Below are 19,552 nucleotides of genomic sequence, written 5' to 3'. Positions count from 1 at the left end.
GGATGAAACCCGTCGAGAGCAAGTCCCCGCCACAGCAGAGGAGATCACCATGACGTCTCGTTTCGGGCGCCGAACTTTGGCCGCGATGGCCGTACTCGGCACAGGCTTCGCCCTGGCCGGTGCCGCCGTCACCGCCTCCGCCTCCGCCGATCAGGGGGAGAGGCCGCGGCCGGTCCGCGCGAGCGTCGTCGGGAGCGCCGAGTTCGTCCTGCCCTACCACCAGGACAAGGACGTCCGGTCCTTCACCTTCGACGCCCGGGCGGCCCCGTACAGCCGTCCGCTGCCCGGCATCCCCGGCGGTCTGCCCACCGACGCGCGGGGAACGGTCACGGTGTCCCACTACTCGGCCGAGCGGGACACCACGTACACGTCCAAGGGGCGCGTGGACTGCCTGGTCACCGGAGTGCGCACCGCGACCCTGACGGCGGTCATCACCGAGGTGAGCCCCGGGGGGCCTCCCATCGTCGGGAACCGGGTCGGATTCAGCGTCTACGACGGGGGAGAGGAGAAGAGCAAGGGGCGCTCCAAGGACCGCGTCGGCTTCTCCTGGAACGGTGTGAACCTGCTGCCGAAGGGCAGCGCCGCGCCCGCGGAGGCCCCGGTCGGCACCTGCATGGCCCCTGCCCCGTACGCCCCGGTGACCAAGGGCGGGTACGTGGTCACGCATGCCGAGCTGCCGCCCCCGCCGCCCTCACCCTGACTGCGGGGTATCGGCGGCCGAGCAGCGCGAAAAACACTTCGCACGGGCGCTGTCGAGCGGCTAGGAAGGGGTGATGGCCGATGAATCGATCGCTCCCCTCGACCGCCTGACCGCCGAACGGGCCTGTGAACGCCTGGTCGTTCAGTTCGTTCACGAGCTCGACCTCGGCGAACCCGGCCGGGTGGCCGAGCTGTTCACCCCCGACGGGGTCTGGGAGTGGGCCGAGGGCGGCCGCAGGATCGAGGGGCGGGAGGCGCTGCGCGGCTACTTCGGCGCCCGTCCCGCCGACCGGCTCTCGCGCCGCATCTGTACGAACATCCTGGTGACCCTGACCTCCGCGTCGACGGCGACGGCGACCACCTACTTCACGACGTACCGCGTCGACGGCCACTCCGGCGGAATGCTGCCGCCGCGGCCCCCGACGCAGGTGGGCCACTACGAGGACACCTTCCGTGACGTCGACGGCCGGTGGCTGCTCAGCAGGCGGGCCCTGTTCCTGGCCTTCGGCGGGCCCACCGAGAACGTGGGCGGAGCGGGCGGAACCCTCTGAACGGCTTTCTGAGCGGCCTTGCGTGACCATGTGCAGACAGTGATCCGTACGTGATCAACGCCCCGTAGTCTCCCCTCGGCGGGACCCGGCAGAGGATTCCGACAGGGGACGTCCGGCAGGCGAGAGCACATCCGGGCGAGACGGGGGACGTACATGGAATACCGGCGCGCCGCGATACCGGCACTGCTCGGCGGCCTGCTGCTCACGGCGCTTCTCTGGTGGGCGGGGGCGAGCACCCAGGCGCTGCGACTGCCGGGCACCGTCGATGTGCTGGGCGGCCTGACCGCCGCCCAGCTCGAACACTGGCTCACCCCGTGGTCGTACGATCCTCCGCCCTCCGTCCGGATCGGCGCCGAGACGTTCGGTGTGGGTGAGGACGGGGCCGCGATCGACAACTCCCGGTATCTGTCGCTGTATACGACGGGGATGCAGATCCGGTTCGTGGCGGTCCTGCTCTTCTTCGTGCCCGGTGCGCTGCTCCTGGTCCGCCGGCTGCCGCCGGTGAACGGCCGGGCGCCCGCCACCCTCGTCGCGGTCTGGGGCTGGGGGATGGTGGCCGGGAGCCTGGCCGTCGCCGTCTCCGCGCCCTGGCTGATCGCGGCGAACGGGCGCGGCAGCTACCGCTTCCTGCCGCAGCTCGCGGGCATGGCCTCCGGCGGCCGCCAGATCCTGGTGTTCGCCGCCGGCGCCGCGGCGGTGGTCGCGGTGCTCGCGGCCCGGGTCACGGCCAAGGGCGCCGGACCGCTGCCCCGGGCGGCCGTCCCGGTGGCGGCCGCCCGCCTGGCCGCCACCGTCGGGACCGTGGTGATCGCCGTGTCGCTGGTCGTCCTCTCGTACCAGCCGGTGGCTGCCCGTCTTCAGACCGCGTCCACGGGCAGCGGCCTGTTCGCCGAGCCGGGCGACCTCCTGCGCCAGTGGCTGCTGCTGGGCTCGTGGGCGGGCCCGGCCGGTACGCCGGTGGGCGACTGGTTCCTGTACCGCGTGGCCGACGCGCTGGTGCTCGCCGTGGTGTGGTGGGCGCTGCGGTGGCTGCCCGTGCTGCTGACCCGGGCCACGGTTCCGGCGATGGCGGCCGGTGCGGTCTGCGCGACCGTACTCGGGCTGCTGGTCAGCCAGTTGGCGCAGATGGCCCTGAGCGATGGGGGGATGCGCTGGGGGCTGGTGCAGTTGTCGGCCGGTATCGGCGGGGGCGTCCCGGCTGCTCTGACGTTCGGCCTGCTGGCGGGGGCGGCGGCTGCCGTGACGTTGCGGGTGGCAGGGGGCCGGGCAACGGGTGCGGACGAGGGCGGGGCAGAGAAAGAGCTGACGCCGAAGGGCTGAGGCTCCCCGAAGCAGGCCGAAGCGTCACTCCAGCGACTTCTGGGAGGCGACGACGACCCCGTACAGGTCCCCGATCGTGGCCAGGGCGCTGTCGTGCACCTGGCCTGCGTCGAGGTCGGTGCCGAGGAGCGGCAGCGACCGGGTCGCGCAGGCGTCCGCGACGACGGTGGGGTGGTTGCCGCGCAGGAACGCGCCCTGCGCGGTGAACGCCACGCACATGTGGGTCATCCAGCCGGCCACGATGACGTCCTGCCCCTCGGGGACGTATGCGCCCAGGTCGGTGCCGTGGAAGGCGTTCGGCGCCTGCTTGACGACGACCGGCTCGCCGGCGACCGGTGCGACGGCCGGGTGGATGCGGCCGATCTCGGCCCGGATGTCGTACGGGGTTCCCTCGCCGCCGTCGTTGATGACGTGGACGACCTTGGTGCCCACCTCGCGTGCCCGGGCGAGCAGTTGGGCGGCGGCGTCGAGGGAGGCCTGCCAGCCGTCGAGTTCCATCACGCCGCGCGTGTAGGTGTTCTGGAAGTCGATCAGGACCAGCGTCGAGCCGGACAGGGTGGCGGGGGCCGCGTAGAAGCCGTTGAGCTCGCGCAGGGTGGTTCTGGACATGGGTGTACCGCCTTCGGGCCGTGCGTGGAGGAGTAAGGGCGGGCTCGGACATGGGCGGGCCCTGCCCTCGACGCTACGACCCCTGCGGGATGTCGGCAATGACAGCTAACATGCAGATACGGACATGGGGTGGCAAGCGAGGGGGAGCCGGGGCAGTGGACAAGGCCCGACGACTCGTCCTCATCGTCCTCTTCGACGGTGTCGATCTGCTCGACGTCACCGGCCCGCCGGAGGTCTTCTCGCTCGCCCGGCGCGAGACGGATGACGCGGCGGGGTACGAGGTCGTGCTCGCCGCCGAGAGCCTGGAGCCCGTCACCACCGGCGCCGGGGTCCGCATCCTCCCCGACACCACGTTCCAGGACGCGGCCACGCGGAGCATCGACACCCTGATCGTGCCCGGATCGGTCGAGATCGACGGCGAGCGCCGGGTGCGTGCCCTCGTCGACCCGGCCCTGGTCCGCTGGGTGAAGACCCTCGCGGGGCGGACCCGCCGGGTCACCTCCGTATGCGTCGGAGCGCATCTCCTGGCAGCCGCCGGCCTCCTGGACGGCAAGCGCGCCACCACCCACTGGTCCACCGCCCGCCAACTGGCCGACGACCACCCGGCGGTGGAGGTCGACGCCGACCCGATCTTCATCCGCGAGGGCGATGTGTGGACGGGGGCGGGCATCAGCGCCTGCCTGGACCTGTCGCTCGCCCTGATCGCCGACGACCTCGGCGAGGCCGTCGCGCTGCGCGTGGCACGGCAGTTGGTGATGTACGTGAAGCGGCCGAGCGGGCAGAGCCAGTTCAGCGTGCCGCTGGAGCAGGTCGCGACGACCCGTCGCATCGAGGACCTGCGCCACCACATCCTTCGCCACCTCGGGGAGCCGCTGACGGTGACGGACCTGGCGGAGTTCGCCCACGTCAGCGACCGCCATCTCACCCGGATCTTCAAGAGCGAGCTGGGCATGACCCCGTACGCCTACGTCGAGTCCATACGGGTCGAGAAGGCGCGTAACGAGCTGGAGTCCTCCGACGCCACCCTCGAACGCATCTCGTCCGCCTGCGGGTTCGGCACGGTGGACACGTTGGTACGGGCGTTCCGACGGCGGCTGGACACGACGCCGACGGAGTACCGGCGGCGGTTCAGGTCGTCGTACGCGGGCTGACGGGGCGCTGTGCGTAGGGGTGGCTCAACTCCACCTGTTCGTCACTTTCCGGTGCTGGGAGAATCCCCAACGTAACCTTCCCGATGGTGCGAGGCGCGAGGAGAGATGCGATGGGGCAGCACGGCGACGGCAAGGGCGGCTCCGAGGGCGACAAGAAGCAGTCGCCGAAGGAGTCGGACGGTCAGTGGAGCGGTCCGGTGAGCAATCCGCCGAAGAAGAAGTGACCAAGCCCGAGGCCTCACCTGCGGGCCTGCTGGAGATCCTGCGCGAGAAGGCAACGCCCCTCGGCCCGTGGGGAGACGCTGTGGCTTCCGTAAGGCGGGAGCTGTTCCTGCCCGACGAGATCGAGGTCGGGGACGAGCTCGTCTCGCGCGCCACCTCCCCGGCGAGGTGGCTGGAAGTGGCCTACAGCGACGTGTCGGTCACCACTCAGGTCAACGACGGCCGCCCGACGGGACCGGATGAGTACCGTTTGCCGACGTCATCCAGTTCGCAGCCCTCCGTCATGCTGGAGATGCTGTCGCTGCTCGATGTCCAGCCCACCGACCGCATCCTCGAACTGGGTTCCGGCACCGGGCTCAACGCGGCGTGGCTCGCCCACCGCGTCGGCTCCGACCGCGTCGTGTCGGTGGAGTTCGATCCCGTACTCGCCGAGCAGGCGGCCAAGAACACCCAGGCAGCGGGCCTCTCCCCGCTCATCGTCCAGGGCGACGGTGAGCAGGGCCGGCCTACCGGCGCCCCGTACCAGCGTGTCATCGCCACCTACGCGGTCACGGCGATCCCCTACGCCTGGGTGGAGCAGGTGGCGGCCCCGCAAGGCCGGATCGTCGCCCCCTGGGGCGGGTCCTTCTTCCCCTACTCTTTTGCTGTTCTCGATGTCCGGGACGGCCGTGCGGAGGGGAGGTTCACCGGCTACCCGGCCTTCATGCGGTCCCGCAACCCGCGTCCGGCCCGAGGCTTCCTCGACGACTTCCTGCACCACCGTGAGGCCGCTGACGCCACCGCGACCAGCCTCTCGCCCCTGCGGATCGCACAGGACCCCGACGCACTGTTCTACGTCGGCCTTGCCCTGCCCGATGCCTGGCACCTGCCCGTCCCGGCGGACGACGGCAGCGGGGAGATGACCCTCTGGATTCTGGCGGACGACCGGACGTCCTGGGCCTCCGCCGACTACGCACCGGACGTCGGCGACTACGCCGTCACCCAGTACGGGCCCCGCAGGCTGTGGGACGAAGCCGAGGCGGCCTACCGGACCTGGGAGGCACTGGGGCGCCCGTCCCGCGACCGGGCGGGCCTGTCCGTCGCCGCCGAGGGGCAGCGGGTCTGGCTGGACACCCCGGAACACCCCCTCTCCGCTCTCACGGATCCACCGCCGCACCGGCGGATCTGCGACTGACGCGGCGCCGGCGGCCTGCGGTGCCGGTTCATCCCTACTTCGGCGCGCGGCCCGTCGGCCGGCTGCCACGGTCCCCCTTCGAGGGTGCGGGCACTGCGCCGGCGCACACCGCCCGGATCTCGTCCAGGAACGCCGGATAGTGCTCCCCGCACGTGTTCAGCGCGTGCCACACCGCGTCCAACGCTGCTATGAGCGGCGCGGGACCGGCGGCGGCGAGCACGGCGGGGAGCGCGTAGTGCGGCTGGGAGATCCGGTTGAGGGCGCGCGGTGTGCGGGGGAACGTCACCATGACGGTGTACGGATCGCCTGGCCCGGGCGGTGGAGGCTCGTACGGGGGGCGCTCGGGCGGCACCGCTTCCAGCACCGAGGTGTCCGGGACCCGGGGGTCGGAGCGCAGGGCCTTCGACAGTCCGGCCGGATCGTCGAACGGGGGCGGCAGCGGCCGGCCCGCCTCCAGCGCGGCCAGTGCGTCGGCGACCCACGGTACGTCGGTCAGACCGGCGGCCTCGCAGGCTCGTCGCGCGGACAGCAGCGCCACCGTGTGCTGCACCTCGGGGGACGATGCGCCGAGCGTGTGTACCAGGTCGCTGTCGAAGGTGAGGAGCCCGAGAACGTTGCTCAGCCGGGCAGCGCGCAGCGCCTCGTTCGGCAACCGCCCGCCCCACTGCCACCGTTCGTAGTGCCGGCGCCGGTCCTCGGCGTCCCGTTCCTTCGCCTGGCGGGCCAGGCGTTCCGCCTCGGCCCGCTGCTTGGGGGTGGGCGGGGACGGCAGGCCGCGTGCGTGGTTGTGCCAGTACGCGGCGATCCGCGAGGTCTCGCGTATCACCTGGTCCGGGCGGGGAGGGGCGGGCCAGAACTGGAGGAGGTAGCTGTCCGCCTGCGGCTCCTTGGCCGTTCTGGTGTCGAGGTCGCGGCCCTGGTCCATGCCCCGGGCGCTGTACCGCACCCGGTGGTCCGTCATGGGGAGTTCCAGGTCCCAGGCGGCCTCGCCGCTCCACTGGACCAGGCTCGTGTCCTCGGACACCGGCCGGAAGGACACCTCGACGACGTCCTCCCACTCCGGGGTCAGCGGTGGTGCCTCGTCGTGGACCTCCACAGCGAAGCCGACGCTGCCCGTGTGCAGTCCGGTGACCAGCCACAGCGCACCGGGGACCGCCGCCCCGCAGAGCCCTCCGCTCTGCCCCGCGAACGCCTCGCGGAGCCCCGGGTTCGTACCGTCGGGATCGCTCTCGACGTAGATCTGGCTGTACTGGACGTGCACTTCACCTGAGACCGGCCTGCGCACGGCACCCCCTGTATCCCCTGTATCTCCTGTATCCCCTGTCGAGGACGGCCACCGTGGCGCTGGGCGAGCCGGCCGCGTAGCACCGATCATGCTGCACACCACTGACAACCGGCCCGGTCCGGCCCGGTTCGACGCCTCGCCGGCGCGGGCTCAGGTCCCCTCGTGGTCGAGGGCCCCGGCGATGCGCTCGGCCAGAGCGCGGCGCAGCTCCGGGGCCAGCGGTTCGGTGTTGAGGGATTCGTACAGCCACAGGCCGTCGGCGGCCAGGCGGGCGATGAACCGGTCGAGCGCGGCTCGGTCGTCGACGTCGTCGGTGGTCAGGGACGGGGCCCACCGTTCCATGACCGCGTCCCAGGGAGCCGCGAGCCCGGGAGTGGTGGACCCTTCGAGCATGAGGAGGAGCTCGGCCCGGTTGGCGCTCTGGGAGGAGATGCGGCTGTAGGCGGTCAGCCTCTCCTCAGGGGTGGCCAGATCGGCCGGCTTGCCCGCCGCCGCGACCATCTGGGCTTCCCACGCGTCGGCCAGGTGCTGATGGATGGCCTGTACGAGGTCGTCGCGGGAGGCGAAGTGGTAGAGAAGGCCGCCCTTGGTGAGGCCGGCTTCGGCGGCCACGGAGTCGAAGGTGACGCTCTTGACGCCTTCGCGCTCCACGACCCGCGTGGCCGCTTCGAGGATCTGGGTCCGTTTGCTCGTCCGCATGGGTGCTCCCTGGGCGGGGGTGTCGGTGCTGGGGGGTGTCGGTGCTCGGGAGTGTCAGTGCCGGGCGGTGTCGGTGCTGGGGGGTGTCAGTACCGGTTGGTGTCAGTGCCCGGCGGTGTCAGTGCTGGGGGTGGAAAGGGCCGATCCGGGGCCGTGGCGGCGCAGGAGGACGCCCGTCATGATCGCACCGACGGCGATGACGGCGGTGACCACCACCATGACGGTGGCGTAGGCGCCGTCGAAGGCGGTGGACGCCGCGTCGATCAGGCCCGGGTGGTCCGCGGCCTGGGCGAGCGCGCTGTCCAGGCTGTCGCGCGCGGAGTCCGGGGCCCCGGCCGGCAGATCGATGGTCGCGGTGTAGACGGAGGTCAGGAGGGAGCCGAGGAGGGCGACCGCGATGAGGCTGCCGAATTCGTACGAGACCTCCTCGACGGAGGACGCCATGCCCGCGCGGCGGGCCGGAACGTTGCCCATGATCGCGCTGGAGGCCACCGACATGGCCGCGCCGAGGCCCGCCCCGGTGATGAGCAGCCCGGTGACGAGCAGGCCCATGCTGGTGTCGAAGGTCAGCAGGATCAGCGCGGAGCCGACCGTGCTCAGGGCCAGGCCGCCCGCGATGATGGGCAGCAGCCCGACCCGGTGCAGGGTGGCCCCGCCCGCCATCGCCGTCGGCAGCGCTCCCAGGGCGACGGCGGCGACCAGGAGCCCGGCGCGCAGCGGGGTGAAGCCCTCCACCAACTGGAACCGCTGGGTGGTGATCAGCTGGATACCGGCGATGGCGAACAGGGAGAACCCGGCGGCCAGGACCCCGGCGAGGAAGGCCCGGTTGCGGAAGATCGAGAAGTCCAGCAGCGGGTCGGGCAGGCGGCGCTGCCTCCGGGCGAACGCCCACCCGCCGACCACGGCGGCCAGCCCGGCCGCCACGATGGGCAGGAGGGCCGGCTCCGGCTTCGCGGTCTCCTTGATCGCGATGACGAGCCCCACCAGGGCGACGAGCGCGAGAAAGGACGAGGACAGATCCCACTTCCGGCCGGGGTCCGCCTCGTTGGGCGGCGCTAGGACCAGCGTGGCCACGAGCGCCGCGACGACCACGGGCACGTTGATCAGGAACACCGACCCCCACCAGAAGCTCTGGAGCAGCAGCCCGCTGATGATCGGGCCCAGCGCGCTGCCGACGATCGCCAGCGTGCCCCAGATCGCGATAGCCACGTTGCGTTCGCGCTCTTCCTCGAACGTGATGCGGATCAGCGCCAGCGTCGCGGGCATCATCGCCGCCGCCCCGACGGCCAGCAGCGCCCGCGCCGCGATCAGGGTCTCCGGGGTCGGGGAGAACGCGGCGGCCAGCGAGGCGGCGCCGAAGACCACCAGACCGATCAGGAACATCCTCCGGTGCCCCACCCGGTCACCCAGGGTGCCGCTGCCCAGCAGAAGCCCGGCCATCACCACCGGATACGCGTTGATGATCCACAGCCCCTCGGAGCTGCTCGCGCCGAGATCCTGGACGAGCGTCGGCAGTGCCGCGTACAGGATCGAGTTGTCCAGGGTGATCAGGAGCAGCCCCGCACTCACCACCGCCAGCAGCAGCCAGCGGTGCCGCGCACTCGGAGCTGTCTCCGCAGACCTCTCGGTCGGTACCGTTCTCATGCCGTAACTGTACCTTCCGAAAGGTACAGTTACGAGTGCGGTGCACGGTCTCTCTGGGCTCGCGGACATGCTGACCTGGGGATTTCTCGTCCGATGCCGCTCTCCCGCCTGGGGTCGCCGCCACTCACGCGGTCACCTCCGGCCGCCCCAGCGTGAACCACACGACCGTGCGCCCGGGGTGCCGCCCGCCCCCGCTCCCCGTCCCCCACGCCAGCGCCAGGCTCTCCACGAGGACGAGCCCGCGCCCGTGCTCCTCCTGCTCGTCACCCGTCCGCGGGGTCCTGGCGAGCGCCGTGCCTGCCGTTCCGCCGTCATCCGTTACGGCGACGGTGACGCGCTTCCGGTTGACGGCGACGTGGACCCGGATGAGGGGCGTACGGGTGTGGCGGTGGGCGTTGGTGACCAGCTCGGTGACGCAGAGGCGGGCGTCGTCGACGAGGCCGGGGTGTCGGCTGACCCTCAGCAGTGAGGTGAGGAAGTCCCGCGCGAGTCTGGGGGCGTTGGCGGTGTTCGGAAGGGTGAGGCAGTAGCTCTCGCCGCCAAGGGGGTTCGGCTGTACGGGAGTTGGGGTTGCAGCGGACATGTCGGTCTCCCCATGAGGTCCGGTTCTGCGAACTGGCTCGCCGCCTCAGGCCCGTGCTGACGGCTGCATGGGCGCGCGTGTGAACATGCGCCCATGCAGGCGCACTTCGGGCCTCCGAAGTGCGGCGCTGAGGGGACCATAGCGCGAAGTCTCACTAGTTTTACCTAAGCGGACCATTGAGTAACCAGATGGATTACGGTGGGGCCTCCAGCGACACTGTGGGGCGACAGAAGGAGGGGCCGATGCCACCGAGGAAGGCGCCCACGGCGCGGCAGTGCCGGGTGGGGATCGAGCTGCGCAAGATGCGGCAGAACGCGGGCCTCGCCCTCGCCGAGGCCGCCACCCTGCTCAGCACGGACCGCACCACCATCAGCAACACGGAGTCGGGCCGTTTCGGGGTGAGCGGCGAGCGGGTCCGCACCTGGGCGGCGGGCTATGCGTGTGCCGACGAGGCGTACGTGGAGGCGCTCGTCGCGATGGCCGAGGAGCGGGGGCGCGGCTGGTGGGAGGACTACCGGAACGAGCTGACCAGCGGGCCGCTCGATCTGGCCGAGCTGGAGCACCATGCGGCCGGCATCCGGTCGGTGCAGCTCATGCACATGCCGGGGCTGCTCCAGAGCGAGGACTACGCGCGGGCCGTCTTCGCGGAAGCGGTGCCCGAGCTGCCGTTGGCCCGCAGGCGCCGGCTGCTCTCCCATCGGCTGAAGCGCCGGGACGTCCTGGACCGGGAGGCTGCGCCCACCTGCACGTTCCTCATCCATGAGGCGGCGCTGCGGATGGTCTACGGCGACTCCGGCGTCGCGCGGGGCCAGTTGGCCTACCTGCTGCGCGAATCCGAGCGCGAGAATGTCATCGTCAGGGTCGTTCCGTTCGCCGCAGGCGGTTTCCCGGAGACGGGAAGCTCGACGCATTATGTCTACGGTCCTGTCCCGCAGCTGGATACCGTCCAGACGGACACGGCAACCGGGCCCGCGTTCCTGGACGCCGAGACGCGTCTGGCGAACTACCGGGCAACGATGGACCGGGTCGAGGGGCTGTCTCTCGACCCTCGGAAGTCGAGAGACTTCATCCGTGAGATCGCACAACAAGTGTGAAGGCGTGAGGTACGTGGAAATTCAGTGGCGCAAGTCCTCGAAGTCGTCAGGGGCCGAGGGCAACAACTGCCTGGAGCTTGCCGAGTACGGCGGTGAGATCCTGCTGCGCGAGAGTGACAACCCCGATGTGGTCGTCCACACGACGCGGGCCAAGCTCCGGGCGTTCCTCGGAGGAGCGAAGGAAGGCGAGTTCGACGACTTCGCCTGAGTTTTCGTGATCCGGTAGTGAGTGGCCCTCGCCGGCGCAGGCGGGGGCCACTTGTCATTCGTATCACTTGTTTTAGCGCTAAGAATCACTCGTTAGACGTCAAACACTTGATACGGGTGCGCCCGGCGCGCTAGCTTCCTGATGTGCCGCCCTCGTCATGTGGCGGCCAACTCCCCTGTCGTCTGCGCCCGTTGGGGGAGCCGTGAGCCAGGGCGCCCCCGACCCGCAGCTCGTCACGCCGGCCGCGGGCAGGGGGCGTCCCTGGTGTCCCTGCCAGGAGGCCGCGCCATGCTCGACCACGTCCCCGAACCCGCCAACCCCGCCCCGTACGCGTACTGGTGCGAGCGGTCCACCTACGCCTCGGAGGACCGCGACGAGCCCGACTGCTTCGCGCGGTACTCCGCCGCCACGCCCGAACTGGCGATCCAGCGCATCCGGGACGAGGCGAAGGTCCTGCTCGCCGGGTTACCGGAGGCGGAGCGCCCGGCGCTGGGATGGGCCGAGGGGGTGGGCCGCGTACGGGCCCTCGGTGCCCTGCACGCAGGCCGTACCTGCGGGTTCTCGCTGCGGCACGGGGACGGTTGGAGCGAGTGGGTCGTGCGGCCCGTCCCCAGGGACTCCGCCGATCCGGCGGGTGCGACGGACCCGTCGTTCGCGGAAGCCGCGCCGTGCGGTGTGTGCGCGCTCTGTGCGCAGGGCCGTTGAGGCGGTCCTGCTTCTGGGCCTCAGTGGCTGACGCTGCCGGTGATCTTGGAATCCGATGTGTCCGCGCGGGTCATTCCTTGATGTCGATGAATACCTGGGTGCCCTTGGTGGTGATGTCGTAGGCGGGATCGGCGGCTCCGTCAGGCGCCACGATGCCTATGCCGACGGACGTCTCACCTTCGAAGTTCATGAGGTGACGCACCTCCAGCACCCGCTCGTTCGGGCTCGGAGGGGAGAAGTGGCTCTCCGGGTCGACACCGATGAAGGCCACCCGGAGGAACTTGCTGCCCTCGATCTCGATGGGCCTGCCCTCCGGGCCGTTCAGCTCCTTCTCGTAGGAGTCCAGATACTCGGGCGCGGCAGCGTTGAACGTGAAGGTGACCCGGTCACCCTGCGCCGTGTCCGTCACCTTCACCTCCGTGACCTTCGGCGGCTGTGCGGCCTGCTCCCCCTCCTCTGCCCCCTCCCCCGCCTCCGGCGGGCTGCTCACCTCGGCCTGCGGCGTCTTGGAGGGCGCCAGTGACGGCGTGGCCGCCACGGACTCGCTCCGCGTCTCGTTCGACCCCTCGCTTTCGCCACCGCCACAAGCGGTCAGCGCCATCACCACCGCTGACGCCAGCGCTACGTTCGACCAACCAGCCACGCGTCGTACGCGCATGAAGCCCCGCCTCCCGGATCGCTCAACTCGTGTCCAACGCCTGCCCCTTGACCGTCTCTTTACTCGAACAGAAGCGAACTCGAACGCACAGAGACGTTCAGCACCGGCCACCTGGCCGCAGGCGGTCCATGCTCCTGGACGGCAAGACCTGGCCGGATGGCGACGCTGGATACCGCGTGTGAGGCTCGCCCGGACGCCACCTTCCGCGACAGGGTGAGGTCATGAGCAACGAGACACAATCCGGCACCGGGAACAACCTCAAGACGGTCATCCATGTCGAGGACGTGGAGCCCCGCGAAGTGGCCCCCGGTATCCTGCGCCGCAAGCTGCCCACCACCGATTACGCCCGGGGCTGGCTGATCGACTTCGCCGCCGGTACGGAGTGGCCCGAGGTCGATGAACACCCCACCGAGGAGAGGTACTTCGTCATCAGTGGCGAGGTGATCGATGGCGGTGAGCGGCACGGTCCGGGTTCGTATGTCGTGTTCGCGCCGGGGAGTGAGCACCGGCCGCGTACGGAGACCGGGGCGCGGATGCTCGGCATCTCCATGATGAGCGCCTGAGACGCGTGGGCGTCCGAAGCGCCTGAGCGCCTGAGCTTGCAGTTGCCGTTGCGGCAGCTCCTACCGTCGTGTCCAGGGCCGGGAGAACCGGCCCTGGACACGCGTTCGTGCGGAAGGCGCGACGGAGAGGGGAGCGGTCATGGACTGGCCGATCGCGGAAGTCGCCCGGATGTCGGGCGTCACCGCCCGCACCCTGCGGCACTACGACGAGATCGGACTGCTGCCGCCCGCCCGGATCGGGACCAACGGTCACCGCCGCTACGAGGAGAACCTGCGGGATTTCCCGGCGCTCGCCGAGGCGGGTGCCCGTCGGGCCGCCGCGATGAGTCCCGCCGAGGTGGAGGCCGGGCAGCGTGAGCGTACGGCGCTGATGATCCGGCTCGCGGAGCTGATGGCCGCGGGGGTGGAGCCCGGCACCGATGCCGTACTCGCCGAGATCGACGGGCAGTACCGGGCGCTGACCGAGCTGAGCCCCGTCTCCGCCGACGAGTTCCGGGCGGGCGGGCGCTCCTGCGTGGGCAACGAGCAGTGACGAGCCGCGTACGAGGCCATCGCACCGGGCCTGGCCGCGTACCAGCGGGACGCCATCGAGGCCTACGCCACCGCCCGGCTGGGCTGACCTCCGGAGGAAGGGGCGGCCGGGGCCCGCCGCAGTGTCCTGCGGTGGGCCCGGTTCGTGGCCATCAGCCCGTCCAGCGCGTCCCGGGTGCGGACCAGCTCCTCGATGTGGGCGGAGAGCCGTTCCCGCTCCTGCTCCATCCGCTCCATGGCGGCGTCGGACGTCGCCTCGCTCGGGGCGTCCACGCAGGGCAGCAGCTCCGTGATCGTGCGGCTGGACAGGCCGGCCGCGTACAGCCGCTGGATGAAGCCGACCCGGTCGATGTCGGCCTCCTGGAAGTGCCGCTGCCCGCTGGGGCTGCGCGTGCTGGTGAGCAGGCGCTGCTCCTCGTAGTAGCGCAGGGACCGGACGCTGACGCCGGCCGCCTTCGCGAGTTCCCCGATGCGCATGCTGTCCGTCCTCTTCGTTTTCGGTCCTCTGTCGGGCTTGCCTCTGACATTGATGTCAGGTTTTAGCGTAGCCGCAGTGTCCGGTTCGCGGGCGCCACGGAACGAGGAGGACGTTCGGCATGACCCTTGTCGACAGCGATTTCGAGACCCACTCCACCAGCCGGTCCGACAGCCTTTTCACCGGCTACCGGCTCGGTGGCCTCACCCTCCCCAACCGGGTCGTGATGGCCCCCATGACCCGCGTCCGGGCCGCCGCCGGAGGGCTCGCGACCCCCTCGATGGCCACGTACTACGCCCAGCGGGCGACCGCCGGGCTCATCGTGAGCGAGGGTGTGCAGCCGAGCCTGATCGGGCAGTCGAACCCGGGTACGCCGGGGCTGCACACCGATGAGCAGGTCGCCTCGTGGCGGCCGGTCACCGCCGCCGTCCACGCGAACGGGGGTCGGATCTTCGCGCAGATCATGCACGGCGGGCGGGTCTCGCACCCCGACACGAACGGCCTCGTGCCGGTCGGGCCGTCCGCCGTGCCGGCCGTCGGTGAGGTGTTCACGCCGACCGGGCCCCAGGCCGCGCCGATGCCCCGCGCCCTGGAGGCCGCCGAGGTGCCCGAGCACGCCCGGTCGTACGCGGCGGCCGCCCGCCGGGCCGTCGAGGCCGGGTTCGACGGGGTGGAACTCCACGGCGCCAACGGCTACTTGATCTCCCAGTTCCTCTCCTCCAACGCCAACCTGCGCACCGACCGTTACGGCGGGTCCGTCGCCAACCGCGTACGGTTCGCCGTCGAGGCGGTGGAGGCGACCATCGACGCGGTGGGCGCGGCGCGGACCGGGATCCGGCTGTCGCCGGGCGGGACGTTCTGGGGCGTCGAGGAGAAGGACGTACCCGAGCTGTACGCCGTACTGCTGGGGGAGCTGGCGCGGCTGGAACCGGCGTACGTGCACCTGGAGGCGACCGTCGAGGAGGAGATCCTGGTGGCTCTGCGGCGCGCCTGGCCCGGCACCCTGATCATGAACCCGGTGCTGCCGATGGGGGCGCGGCGGGCCGAGCGTCCGGACGCCGACCGCTGGCTCGGGCTGGGCGCGGACCTCATCAGCTTCGGCCGGGCCTTCATCGCCAACCCGGACCTGGTCGAGCGGCTGCGGGCCGGACTGCCGCTCGCCGCGGAGGACGCGGAGACGTACTTCCAGGGGGGTGACGCGGGGTACGTCACGTATCCGGCGTACCAGCACGCGGGCTGAGGCGTCCGCAGGGCCGGGGGGAGGGCCCCGCGCGGGGCCCTCCGGCTCACCGGCGCTCCGGCTCACCGGCGCTCCGGCGCTCCGGCTCACCGGCGCTCCGGCTCACGGGTCACGGGGTCGCGGGGCCCTCCCCCTCCTCCCGTGCCGGGGGCGGGAACGCCTCGTACAGCGCCCGGGCGTGCACCGCGTCGTACTCGCTGACGCGCACCCGCTGCGTCTCTCCGTCATGCCGTCGCAGTTCGATCTCCTGGCCGTGGTCCAACTGCACGCGCACCTGAGGATCGACGCAGGTCGCTTCACCCTCGCCGCGCATCATCTCGAACAGCACTCCGCGTATGGCGTACCGCGGGTCGCCGCCCCGGTGGCGTAGCAGGCGCACTCTGCGGTCGGTCAGCAGCAGGGACGCCCGCCGTTCCACCAGGCCTCCCCAGCGGCGTTCGTGGACGACCAGGCAGCCGGCCGTCATCCGTTCACCCTCCGGAACCCACTCCGCGAGGCGCTTGCGGTCTCCCACCCAGTCGGCGGCCACCATGGCTCTCTCCCCATCCGGCGTTCGGTACCTCGGTCCGTCCGTCCGCTACCCGTCTTCCTCCGTCACCCGGGCCGGAAACCCCGAGCGGCGCAGCGGACGACCCCCTTCCCGTCATGACGTGCGCGCGTCAGAATCCAAGGGCCCTGCCCCCCACGGCCCTTGGAGGCGCTCCCATGTCGACGACCTCGAACCGCCCTGCTCCCGCCGGCCCCTTGACCAGCCGCAGAGGTTTCCTGGCCGGAGCCCTCGCCGTCTCCGCCACCGCCGTCATCGGAGCCGCGCCGGCCGTCGCCGCCACGCGGAAGGCGGTGCGCGGGACGCAGGACTGGATGGGCGGGCTGCCCGACGGCACCGCGCTCCAACGGCTGACGATTCCGGGGACGCACGACTCGGGCGCGCGGTTCGGGGGGCCGTGGGCGGAGTGCCAGAACACCACGATCGCGCAGCAGTTGCAGAGCGGGGTGCGGTTCCTGGACGTACGGTGCCGGATCACGTCAGGGTCGTTCGCGATCCATCACGGGGCCGCGTTCCAGAACATGATGTTCGGCGATGTCCTCGTCGCCTGCCGGGACTTCCTGGCCGCGCGGCCGAGCGAGACCGTGCTGATGCGGGTGAAGCAGGAGTACTCCTCCGAGAGCGACGCCGCGTTCCGGGCGGTCTTCGACGACTACCTCGACGGGCGGGGGTGGCGGTCGCTGTTCCGGCTGGACTCGGCGCTGCCCTCGCTCGGCGGGGCGCGCGGCAAGGTGGTGCTGCTGGCCGACAACGGCGGGCTGCCGGGGGTGCGGTACGGCGATCCGGCCGTCTTCGACATCCAGGACGACTACATGGCGGAGCCGTTCGCCAAGTACCCGAAGATCGAGGCCCAGTTCCGCAAGGCGGCTCAGCAGCCGGGCAAGTTCTTCATGAACTACGTCTCCACGGCCGCCCTGATGCCGCCCCGCTGGAACGCCGACCGGCTCAACCCGCAGGTGCACTCGTTCCTTGAGCGGTCCGAGACCGCCGGGTGGACGGGGCTCGGCATCGTCCCGCTGGACTACCCGAACCAGCGGGGCGGGCTGGTGGAGTCGCTGATCCGGCACAACCCGGTGGGGTGAGGGCGGGTTGTGCCGGGTCGTGCCGCACCCCGGCACAACCCGCCCTCAAGCCGGTTACCGTCGCGCCCGTGAACACGACACTGACCACACCCGGCGCTCACGATGTCGCAGAGGGCTGGACGAGCTGGCCGGACTCACCGAGGAGTCCGGTCTCTACGGTGACTGACCATCCGATTCCGCCGAGCCGACCGGAGCGATCGGAGAGGCCTGCCCCTCACGGCCTCACATCTCCGGCGGCGGCGTCGGCGCCCCGGGCAGCCTGATCGTCGCGACCGTGCCGGGGCCGTTGCCCTCCGGGGCCGGGCGCAGCGTGATCTCGCCGCCTGCCTGCTGGACCGTACGGGCCACGATGGACAGGCCCAGCCCCGAGCCCGGGAGCTGGCGGGCCGAGGGGGAGCGCCAGAAGCGTTCGAAGACGTGCGGGAGCTCCTCGGCGGGGATGCCGGGGCCCCGGTCCCGTACCGTCAGCTCGCCCCGGTGCAGGTGCACGTCGATCGTGGCGCGGGGCGGGCTGAACTTCACCGCGTTGTCCAGGACGTTGACGATGGCCCGCTCCAGGGCGGCCGGCTCCGCCCGTACGTACCAGGGGGCCAGGTCAGCCGTGATCGTCAGCTCGGGGCCGCGCAGGCGGGCGCGTTGCAGGGCGGTACGGGTGATGTCGTGCAGGCCCACCACCTGGAGCGGGCCGGGTCCGGCCGCGTCCGGGCGGGCCAGCTCCTGGAGGTCGCCGATCAACGCCGCCAGCTCCGTCATCTGGGCCTTCACCGAGGCCATCAGCGCCTTCCGGTCCTCCGGCGGGATCACCCGGCCCGTCTCGTCGCTGCGCGCCAGCAGCTCCACGTTCGTCCGGAGCGAGGTGAGCGGGGTGCGCAGCTCATGGCCCGCGTCCGCGATCAGTTGTGCCTGGCGGTCGCGGGAGGAGGCGAGCTGGGCCGCCATGGAGTTGAAGGAGTGCGACAGCCGGGCGATCTCGTCCTCGCCGTCGACCGGGATCCGTACGGTCAGATCCTCCGTCCGCGCCACGTGCTCCACCGCCTCCGTCAGCTCGTCCACCGGACGCAGGCCCGCCCGCGCCACCCAGAGCCCGGCCGCGCCCGCGCCGACGACACCGATGCCGCCGACCAGGGCCAGGACCCAGGCCAGGGTGGAGAGCGGTGCGTCGATCTCGCTGAGCGGGCGGGCCACCGAGACGGCCAGTTGGTTGTTGGCCTGGCCGGAGCTGACCACCGGCGGCAGCTTGCGGGTGTAGACCCGCATGTCCTTGCCGTCGTTGTTCTCCGTCGTGTGCAGGGCGTCGGTCTTCCGGCCCGCCGCCACGTCGACGTCACTCGGCTGGGCGGGGACGGGCGTGGTGTTCGGGGCGGTGCAGTAGCTGCCGTTCGCCGCGACGATCTGCACGGTGTACTGGCCCGGGAACTCCTGCGCCGGCAACTGCCCGCCGCTCAGGCACGAGCTCAGCAGGTCGCGCATCGGCTCGTTGTCCATCTTCGCGTTGCGCAGCGAGTCGTCGAGCTGGTCCTCCAACTGGATCCGGGTCACGAACCAGCACGCCGCCGCCACCGCCGCGACCGCCACCGCCACCGCCGTCGCCACGAGGAGCGCGAGCCGGGAGCGCAGCGGCAGCGCGCGGAAGCGCCGTACGAGGCCTTGCCTGGAGGTGCTCGCCTTGTTCGCGGTGGGCTCCGCCTTGCTCGCGGGAGGTTCCGCCGTGCTCACGCCTCGCCGCTCCCGCCCGTACGGAGCGCGTAGCCGACCCCGCGCACGGTGTGGACCAGGCGCGGCTCGCCGCCCGCCTCCGTCTTGCGGCGCAGGTACATCACGTACACGTCCAGGGAGTTGGAGCTCGGCTCGAAGTCGAAGCCCCAGACCGCCTTGAGGATCTGCTCGCGGGTCAGCACCTGGCGCGGGTGGGCCAGGAACATCTCCAGGAGCGTGAACTCGGTACGCGTCAGCTCCACCCGGCGCGCGCCCCGCGTGACGTCGCGCGTCGCCAGGTCCATCCGCAGGTCCGCGAACGAGAGCACGTCGTCGTCGGGGGCCTCAGCGTCCGCCGCCGACGCCGCGTACGAGCTGCGGCGCAGCAGGGCCCGGATCCGGGCGAACAGCTCGTCCAGCTCGAACGGCTTGACCAGGTAGTCGTCCGCCCCCGCGTCGAGGCCGGTGACCCGGTCCCCGACGGTGTCGCGCGCGGTGAGCATGAGGATGGGCGTGGTGGAGCCGGTGGCGCGGATGCGGCGGGCGGCGGTGAGGCCGTCCATGCGCGGCATCTGGATGTCCAGGACGATGAGGTCGGGGGCGTACGCCTCGGCCATCGCCAGGGCGTCGTACCCGTCGACCGCGACCCGCGTGCCGTACCCCTCGAAGGCGAGGCTGCGCTGGAGCGCCTCCCGTACGGCCGGTTCGTCGTCGACGATCAGGATGCGCTGGGGATCGTCTTCGGCGGGGCTCATCGCGGTGTCGTCCTCTTCTCGTTCCGGCCTGGTTGGCCTGCTCTGCGGGAGTGTCTCAGCCT

21 protein-coding genes and 1 pseudogene are annotated in these 19,552 nt (G+C 71.5%); 12 read left to right on the top strand and 10 right to left on the bottom strand.

The genetic code is table 11. The features are described from left to right. Positions 1-49: 49 nt before the first annotated feature. The 3 genes from ACFWRT_RS17355 (at position 50) to ACFWRT_RS17345 (ending at position 2,570) form a co-directional block, all read left to right on the top strand. On the top strand, positions 50-700 hold the full coding sequence (locus ACFWRT_RS17355) for a hypothetical protein (RefSeq protein ID WP_380951176.1): 651 nt from the start codon (positions 50-52) through the stop codon (positions 698-700). 73 nt (positions 701-773) lie between these two features. Then, positions 774-1,250, top strand: a complete 477-nt coding sequence (locus ACFWRT_RS17350) for a nuclear transport factor 2 family protein (protein ID WP_380951178.1) — start codon at positions 774-776, stop codon at positions 1,248-1,250. Positions 1,251-1,403: 153 nt separating this feature from the next. Further along, a complete protein-coding gene (locus tag ACFWRT_RS17345) occupies positions 1,404-2,570 on the top strand; it encodes a hypothetical protein (protein WP_380951179.1) in 1,167 nt (388 codons plus the stop codon). Between the two features lie 24 nt (positions 2,571-2,594). Here the strand turns inward: ACFWRT_RS17345 and ACFWRT_RS17340 are convergent, their stop codons facing one another. Next, entirely contained in the window at positions 2,595-3,179 is a 585-nt protein-coding gene (locus ACFWRT_RS17340; RefSeq protein ID WP_380951181.1) for an isochorismatase family protein, read from the bottom strand. A gap of 155 nt (positions 3,180-3,334) precedes the next feature. Here ACFWRT_RS17340 and ACFWRT_RS17335 point away from each other — a divergent pair, with 155 nt between their 5' ends. Both ACFWRT_RS17335 and ACFWRT_RS17330 read left to right on the top strand, forming a co-directional pair. Then, complete coding sequence (locus ACFWRT_RS17335; protein ID WP_380951183.1) at positions 3,335-4,330, top strand: GlxA family transcriptional regulator; 996 nt, start codon at positions 3,335-3,337, stop codon at positions 4,328-4,330. A gap of 220 nt (positions 4,331-4,550) precedes the next feature. Beyond that, positions 4,551-5,726: a methyltransferase domain-containing protein gene (locus ACFWRT_RS17330; RefSeq protein WP_380951184.1), complete on the top strand. Its 1,176-nt coding sequence runs from the start codon at positions 4,551-4,553 to the stop codon at positions 5,724-5,726. Positions 5,727-5,760: 34 nt separating this feature from the next. Here ACFWRT_RS17330 and ACFWRT_RS17325 read toward each other — a convergent pair whose 3' ends face one another. From ACFWRT_RS17325 to ACFWRT_RS17310, 4 genes are all read right to left on the bottom strand, one after another. Beyond that, the gene (locus tag ACFWRT_RS17325; RefSeq protein ID WP_380951185.1) at positions 5,761-6,987 is read right to left on the bottom strand and encodes a hypothetical protein; all 1,227 of its coding nucleotides are present in this window, start codon (positions 6,985-6,987) and stop codon (positions 5,761-5,763) included. A 174-nt stretch (positions 6,988-7,161) separates the two neighbouring features. Continuing rightward, positions 7,162-7,710 (bottom strand): TetR/AcrR family transcriptional regulator, encoded by a 549-nt coding sequence (locus ACFWRT_RS17320; protein WP_380951186.1) that lies wholly within the window; start codon positions 7,708-7,710, stop codon positions 7,162-7,164. 102 nt (positions 7,711-7,812) lie between these two features. After that, positions 7,813-9,354 (bottom strand): MFS transporter, encoded by a 1,542-nt coding sequence (locus tag ACFWRT_RS17315; RefSeq protein WP_380951188.1) that lies wholly within the window; start codon positions 9,352-9,354, stop codon positions 7,813-7,815. 124 nt (positions 9,355-9,478) lie between these two features. Next, the gene (locus ACFWRT_RS17310; protein ID WP_380951189.1) at positions 9,479-9,937 is read right to left on the bottom strand and encodes an ATP-binding protein; all 459 of its coding nucleotides are present in this window, start codon (positions 9,935-9,937) and stop codon (positions 9,479-9,481) included. Positions 9,938-10,179: 242 nt separating this feature from the next. Here ACFWRT_RS17310 and ACFWRT_RS17305 point away from each other — a divergent pair, with 242 nt between their 5' ends. The 3 genes from ACFWRT_RS17305 (at position 10,180) to ACFWRT_RS17295 (ending at position 11,944) form a co-directional block, all read left to right on the top strand. Continuing rightward, complete coding sequence (locus ACFWRT_RS17305; RefSeq protein WP_380951191.1) at positions 10,180-11,031, top strand: DUF5753 domain-containing protein; 852 nt, start codon at positions 10,180-10,182, stop codon at positions 11,029-11,031. 13 nt (positions 11,032-11,044) lie between these two features. Then, a complete protein-coding gene (locus tag ACFWRT_RS17300; RefSeq protein ID WP_043972808.1) occupies positions 11,045-11,239 on the top strand; it encodes a DUF397 domain-containing protein in 195 nt (64 codons plus the stop codon). 288 nt (positions 11,240-11,527) lie between these two features. After that, positions 11,528-11,944, top strand: a complete 417-nt coding sequence (locus ACFWRT_RS17295; protein ID WP_380951192.1) for a hypothetical protein — start codon at positions 11,528-11,530, stop codon at positions 11,942-11,944. A 70-nt stretch (positions 11,945-12,014) separates the two neighbouring features. Here ACFWRT_RS17295 and ACFWRT_RS17290 read toward each other — a convergent pair whose 3' ends face one another. After that, positions 12,015-12,482: an AMIN-like domain-containing (lipo)protein gene (locus ACFWRT_RS17290; RefSeq protein ID WP_380951193.1), complete on the bottom strand. Its 468-nt coding sequence runs from the start codon at positions 12,480-12,482 to the stop codon at positions 12,015-12,017. A 341-nt stretch (positions 12,483-12,823) separates the two neighbouring features. Here ACFWRT_RS17290 and ACFWRT_RS17285 point away from each other — a divergent pair, with 341 nt between their 5' ends. Continuing rightward, positions 12,824-13,165, top strand: a complete 342-nt coding sequence (locus ACFWRT_RS17285; protein WP_380951194.1) for a cupin domain-containing protein — start codon at positions 12,824-12,826, stop codon at positions 13,163-13,165. A gap of 139 nt (positions 13,166-13,304) precedes the next feature. Beyond that, positions 13,305-13,784, top strand: a pseudogene (locus tag ACFWRT_RS17280) (MerR family transcriptional regulator). Here the strand turns inward: ACFWRT_RS17280 and ACFWRT_RS17275 are convergent. Next, complete coding sequence (locus ACFWRT_RS17275) at positions 13,760-14,173, bottom strand: MerR family transcriptional regulator (protein ID WP_380951195.1); 414 nt, start codon at positions 14,171-14,173, stop codon at positions 13,760-13,762. The pseudogene ACFWRT_RS17280 and the gene ACFWRT_RS17275 overlap by 25 nt on opposite strands. 119 nt (positions 14,174-14,292) lie before the next feature. On the opposite strand from ACFWRT_RS17275, the gene ACFWRT_RS17270 reads away from it, so the two are divergent. Beyond that, positions 14,293-15,411, top strand: a complete 1,119-nt coding sequence (locus ACFWRT_RS17270; protein ID WP_380951196.1) for an alkene reductase — start codon at positions 14,293-14,295, stop codon at positions 15,409-15,411. Positions 15,412-15,520: 109 nt separating this feature from the next. Here ACFWRT_RS17270 and ACFWRT_RS17265 read toward each other — a convergent pair whose 3' ends face one another. After that, positions 15,521-15,943: a hypothetical protein gene (locus ACFWRT_RS17265; protein WP_380951197.1), complete on the bottom strand. Its 423-nt coding sequence runs from the start codon at positions 15,941-15,943 to the stop codon at positions 15,521-15,523. Positions 15,944-16,116: 173 nt separating this feature from the next. On the opposite strand from ACFWRT_RS17265, the gene ACFWRT_RS17260 reads away from it, so the two are divergent. Beyond that, positions 16,117-17,040 carry a phosphatidylinositol-specific phospholipase C gene (locus ACFWRT_RS17260; RefSeq protein WP_380951199.1) on the top strand — a complete coding sequence of 308 codons (924 nt, stop codon included), beginning with the start codon at positions 16,117-16,119 and terminating at the stop codon, positions 17,038-17,040. Between the two features lie 222 nt (positions 17,041-17,262). Here the strand turns inward: ACFWRT_RS17260 and ACFWRT_RS17255 are convergent, their stop codons facing one another. Further along, entirely contained in the window at positions 17,263-18,756 is a 1,494-nt protein-coding gene (locus tag ACFWRT_RS17255; protein ID WP_380951200.1) for a HAMP domain-containing sensor histidine kinase, read from the bottom strand. Further along, positions 18,753-19,490 carry a response regulator transcription factor gene (locus tag ACFWRT_RS17250; RefSeq protein WP_380951201.1) on the bottom strand — a complete coding sequence of 246 codons (738 nt, stop codon included), beginning with the start codon at positions 19,488-19,490 and terminating at the stop codon, positions 18,753-18,755. The genes ACFWRT_RS17255 and ACFWRT_RS17250 overlap by 4 nt, the downstream gene beginning before the upstream one ends. Between the last annotated feature and the right edge of the window lie 62 nt (positions 19,491-19,552).

The organism is Streptomyces cyaneofuscatus (assembly GCF_042718795.1).
Classification (GTDB): domain Bacteria; phylum Actinomycetota; class Actinomycetes; order Streptomycetales; family Streptomycetaceae; genus Streptomyces; species Streptomyces cyaneofuscatus_A.
This window is presented reverse-complemented; position numbering and strand designations above follow the sequence as displayed.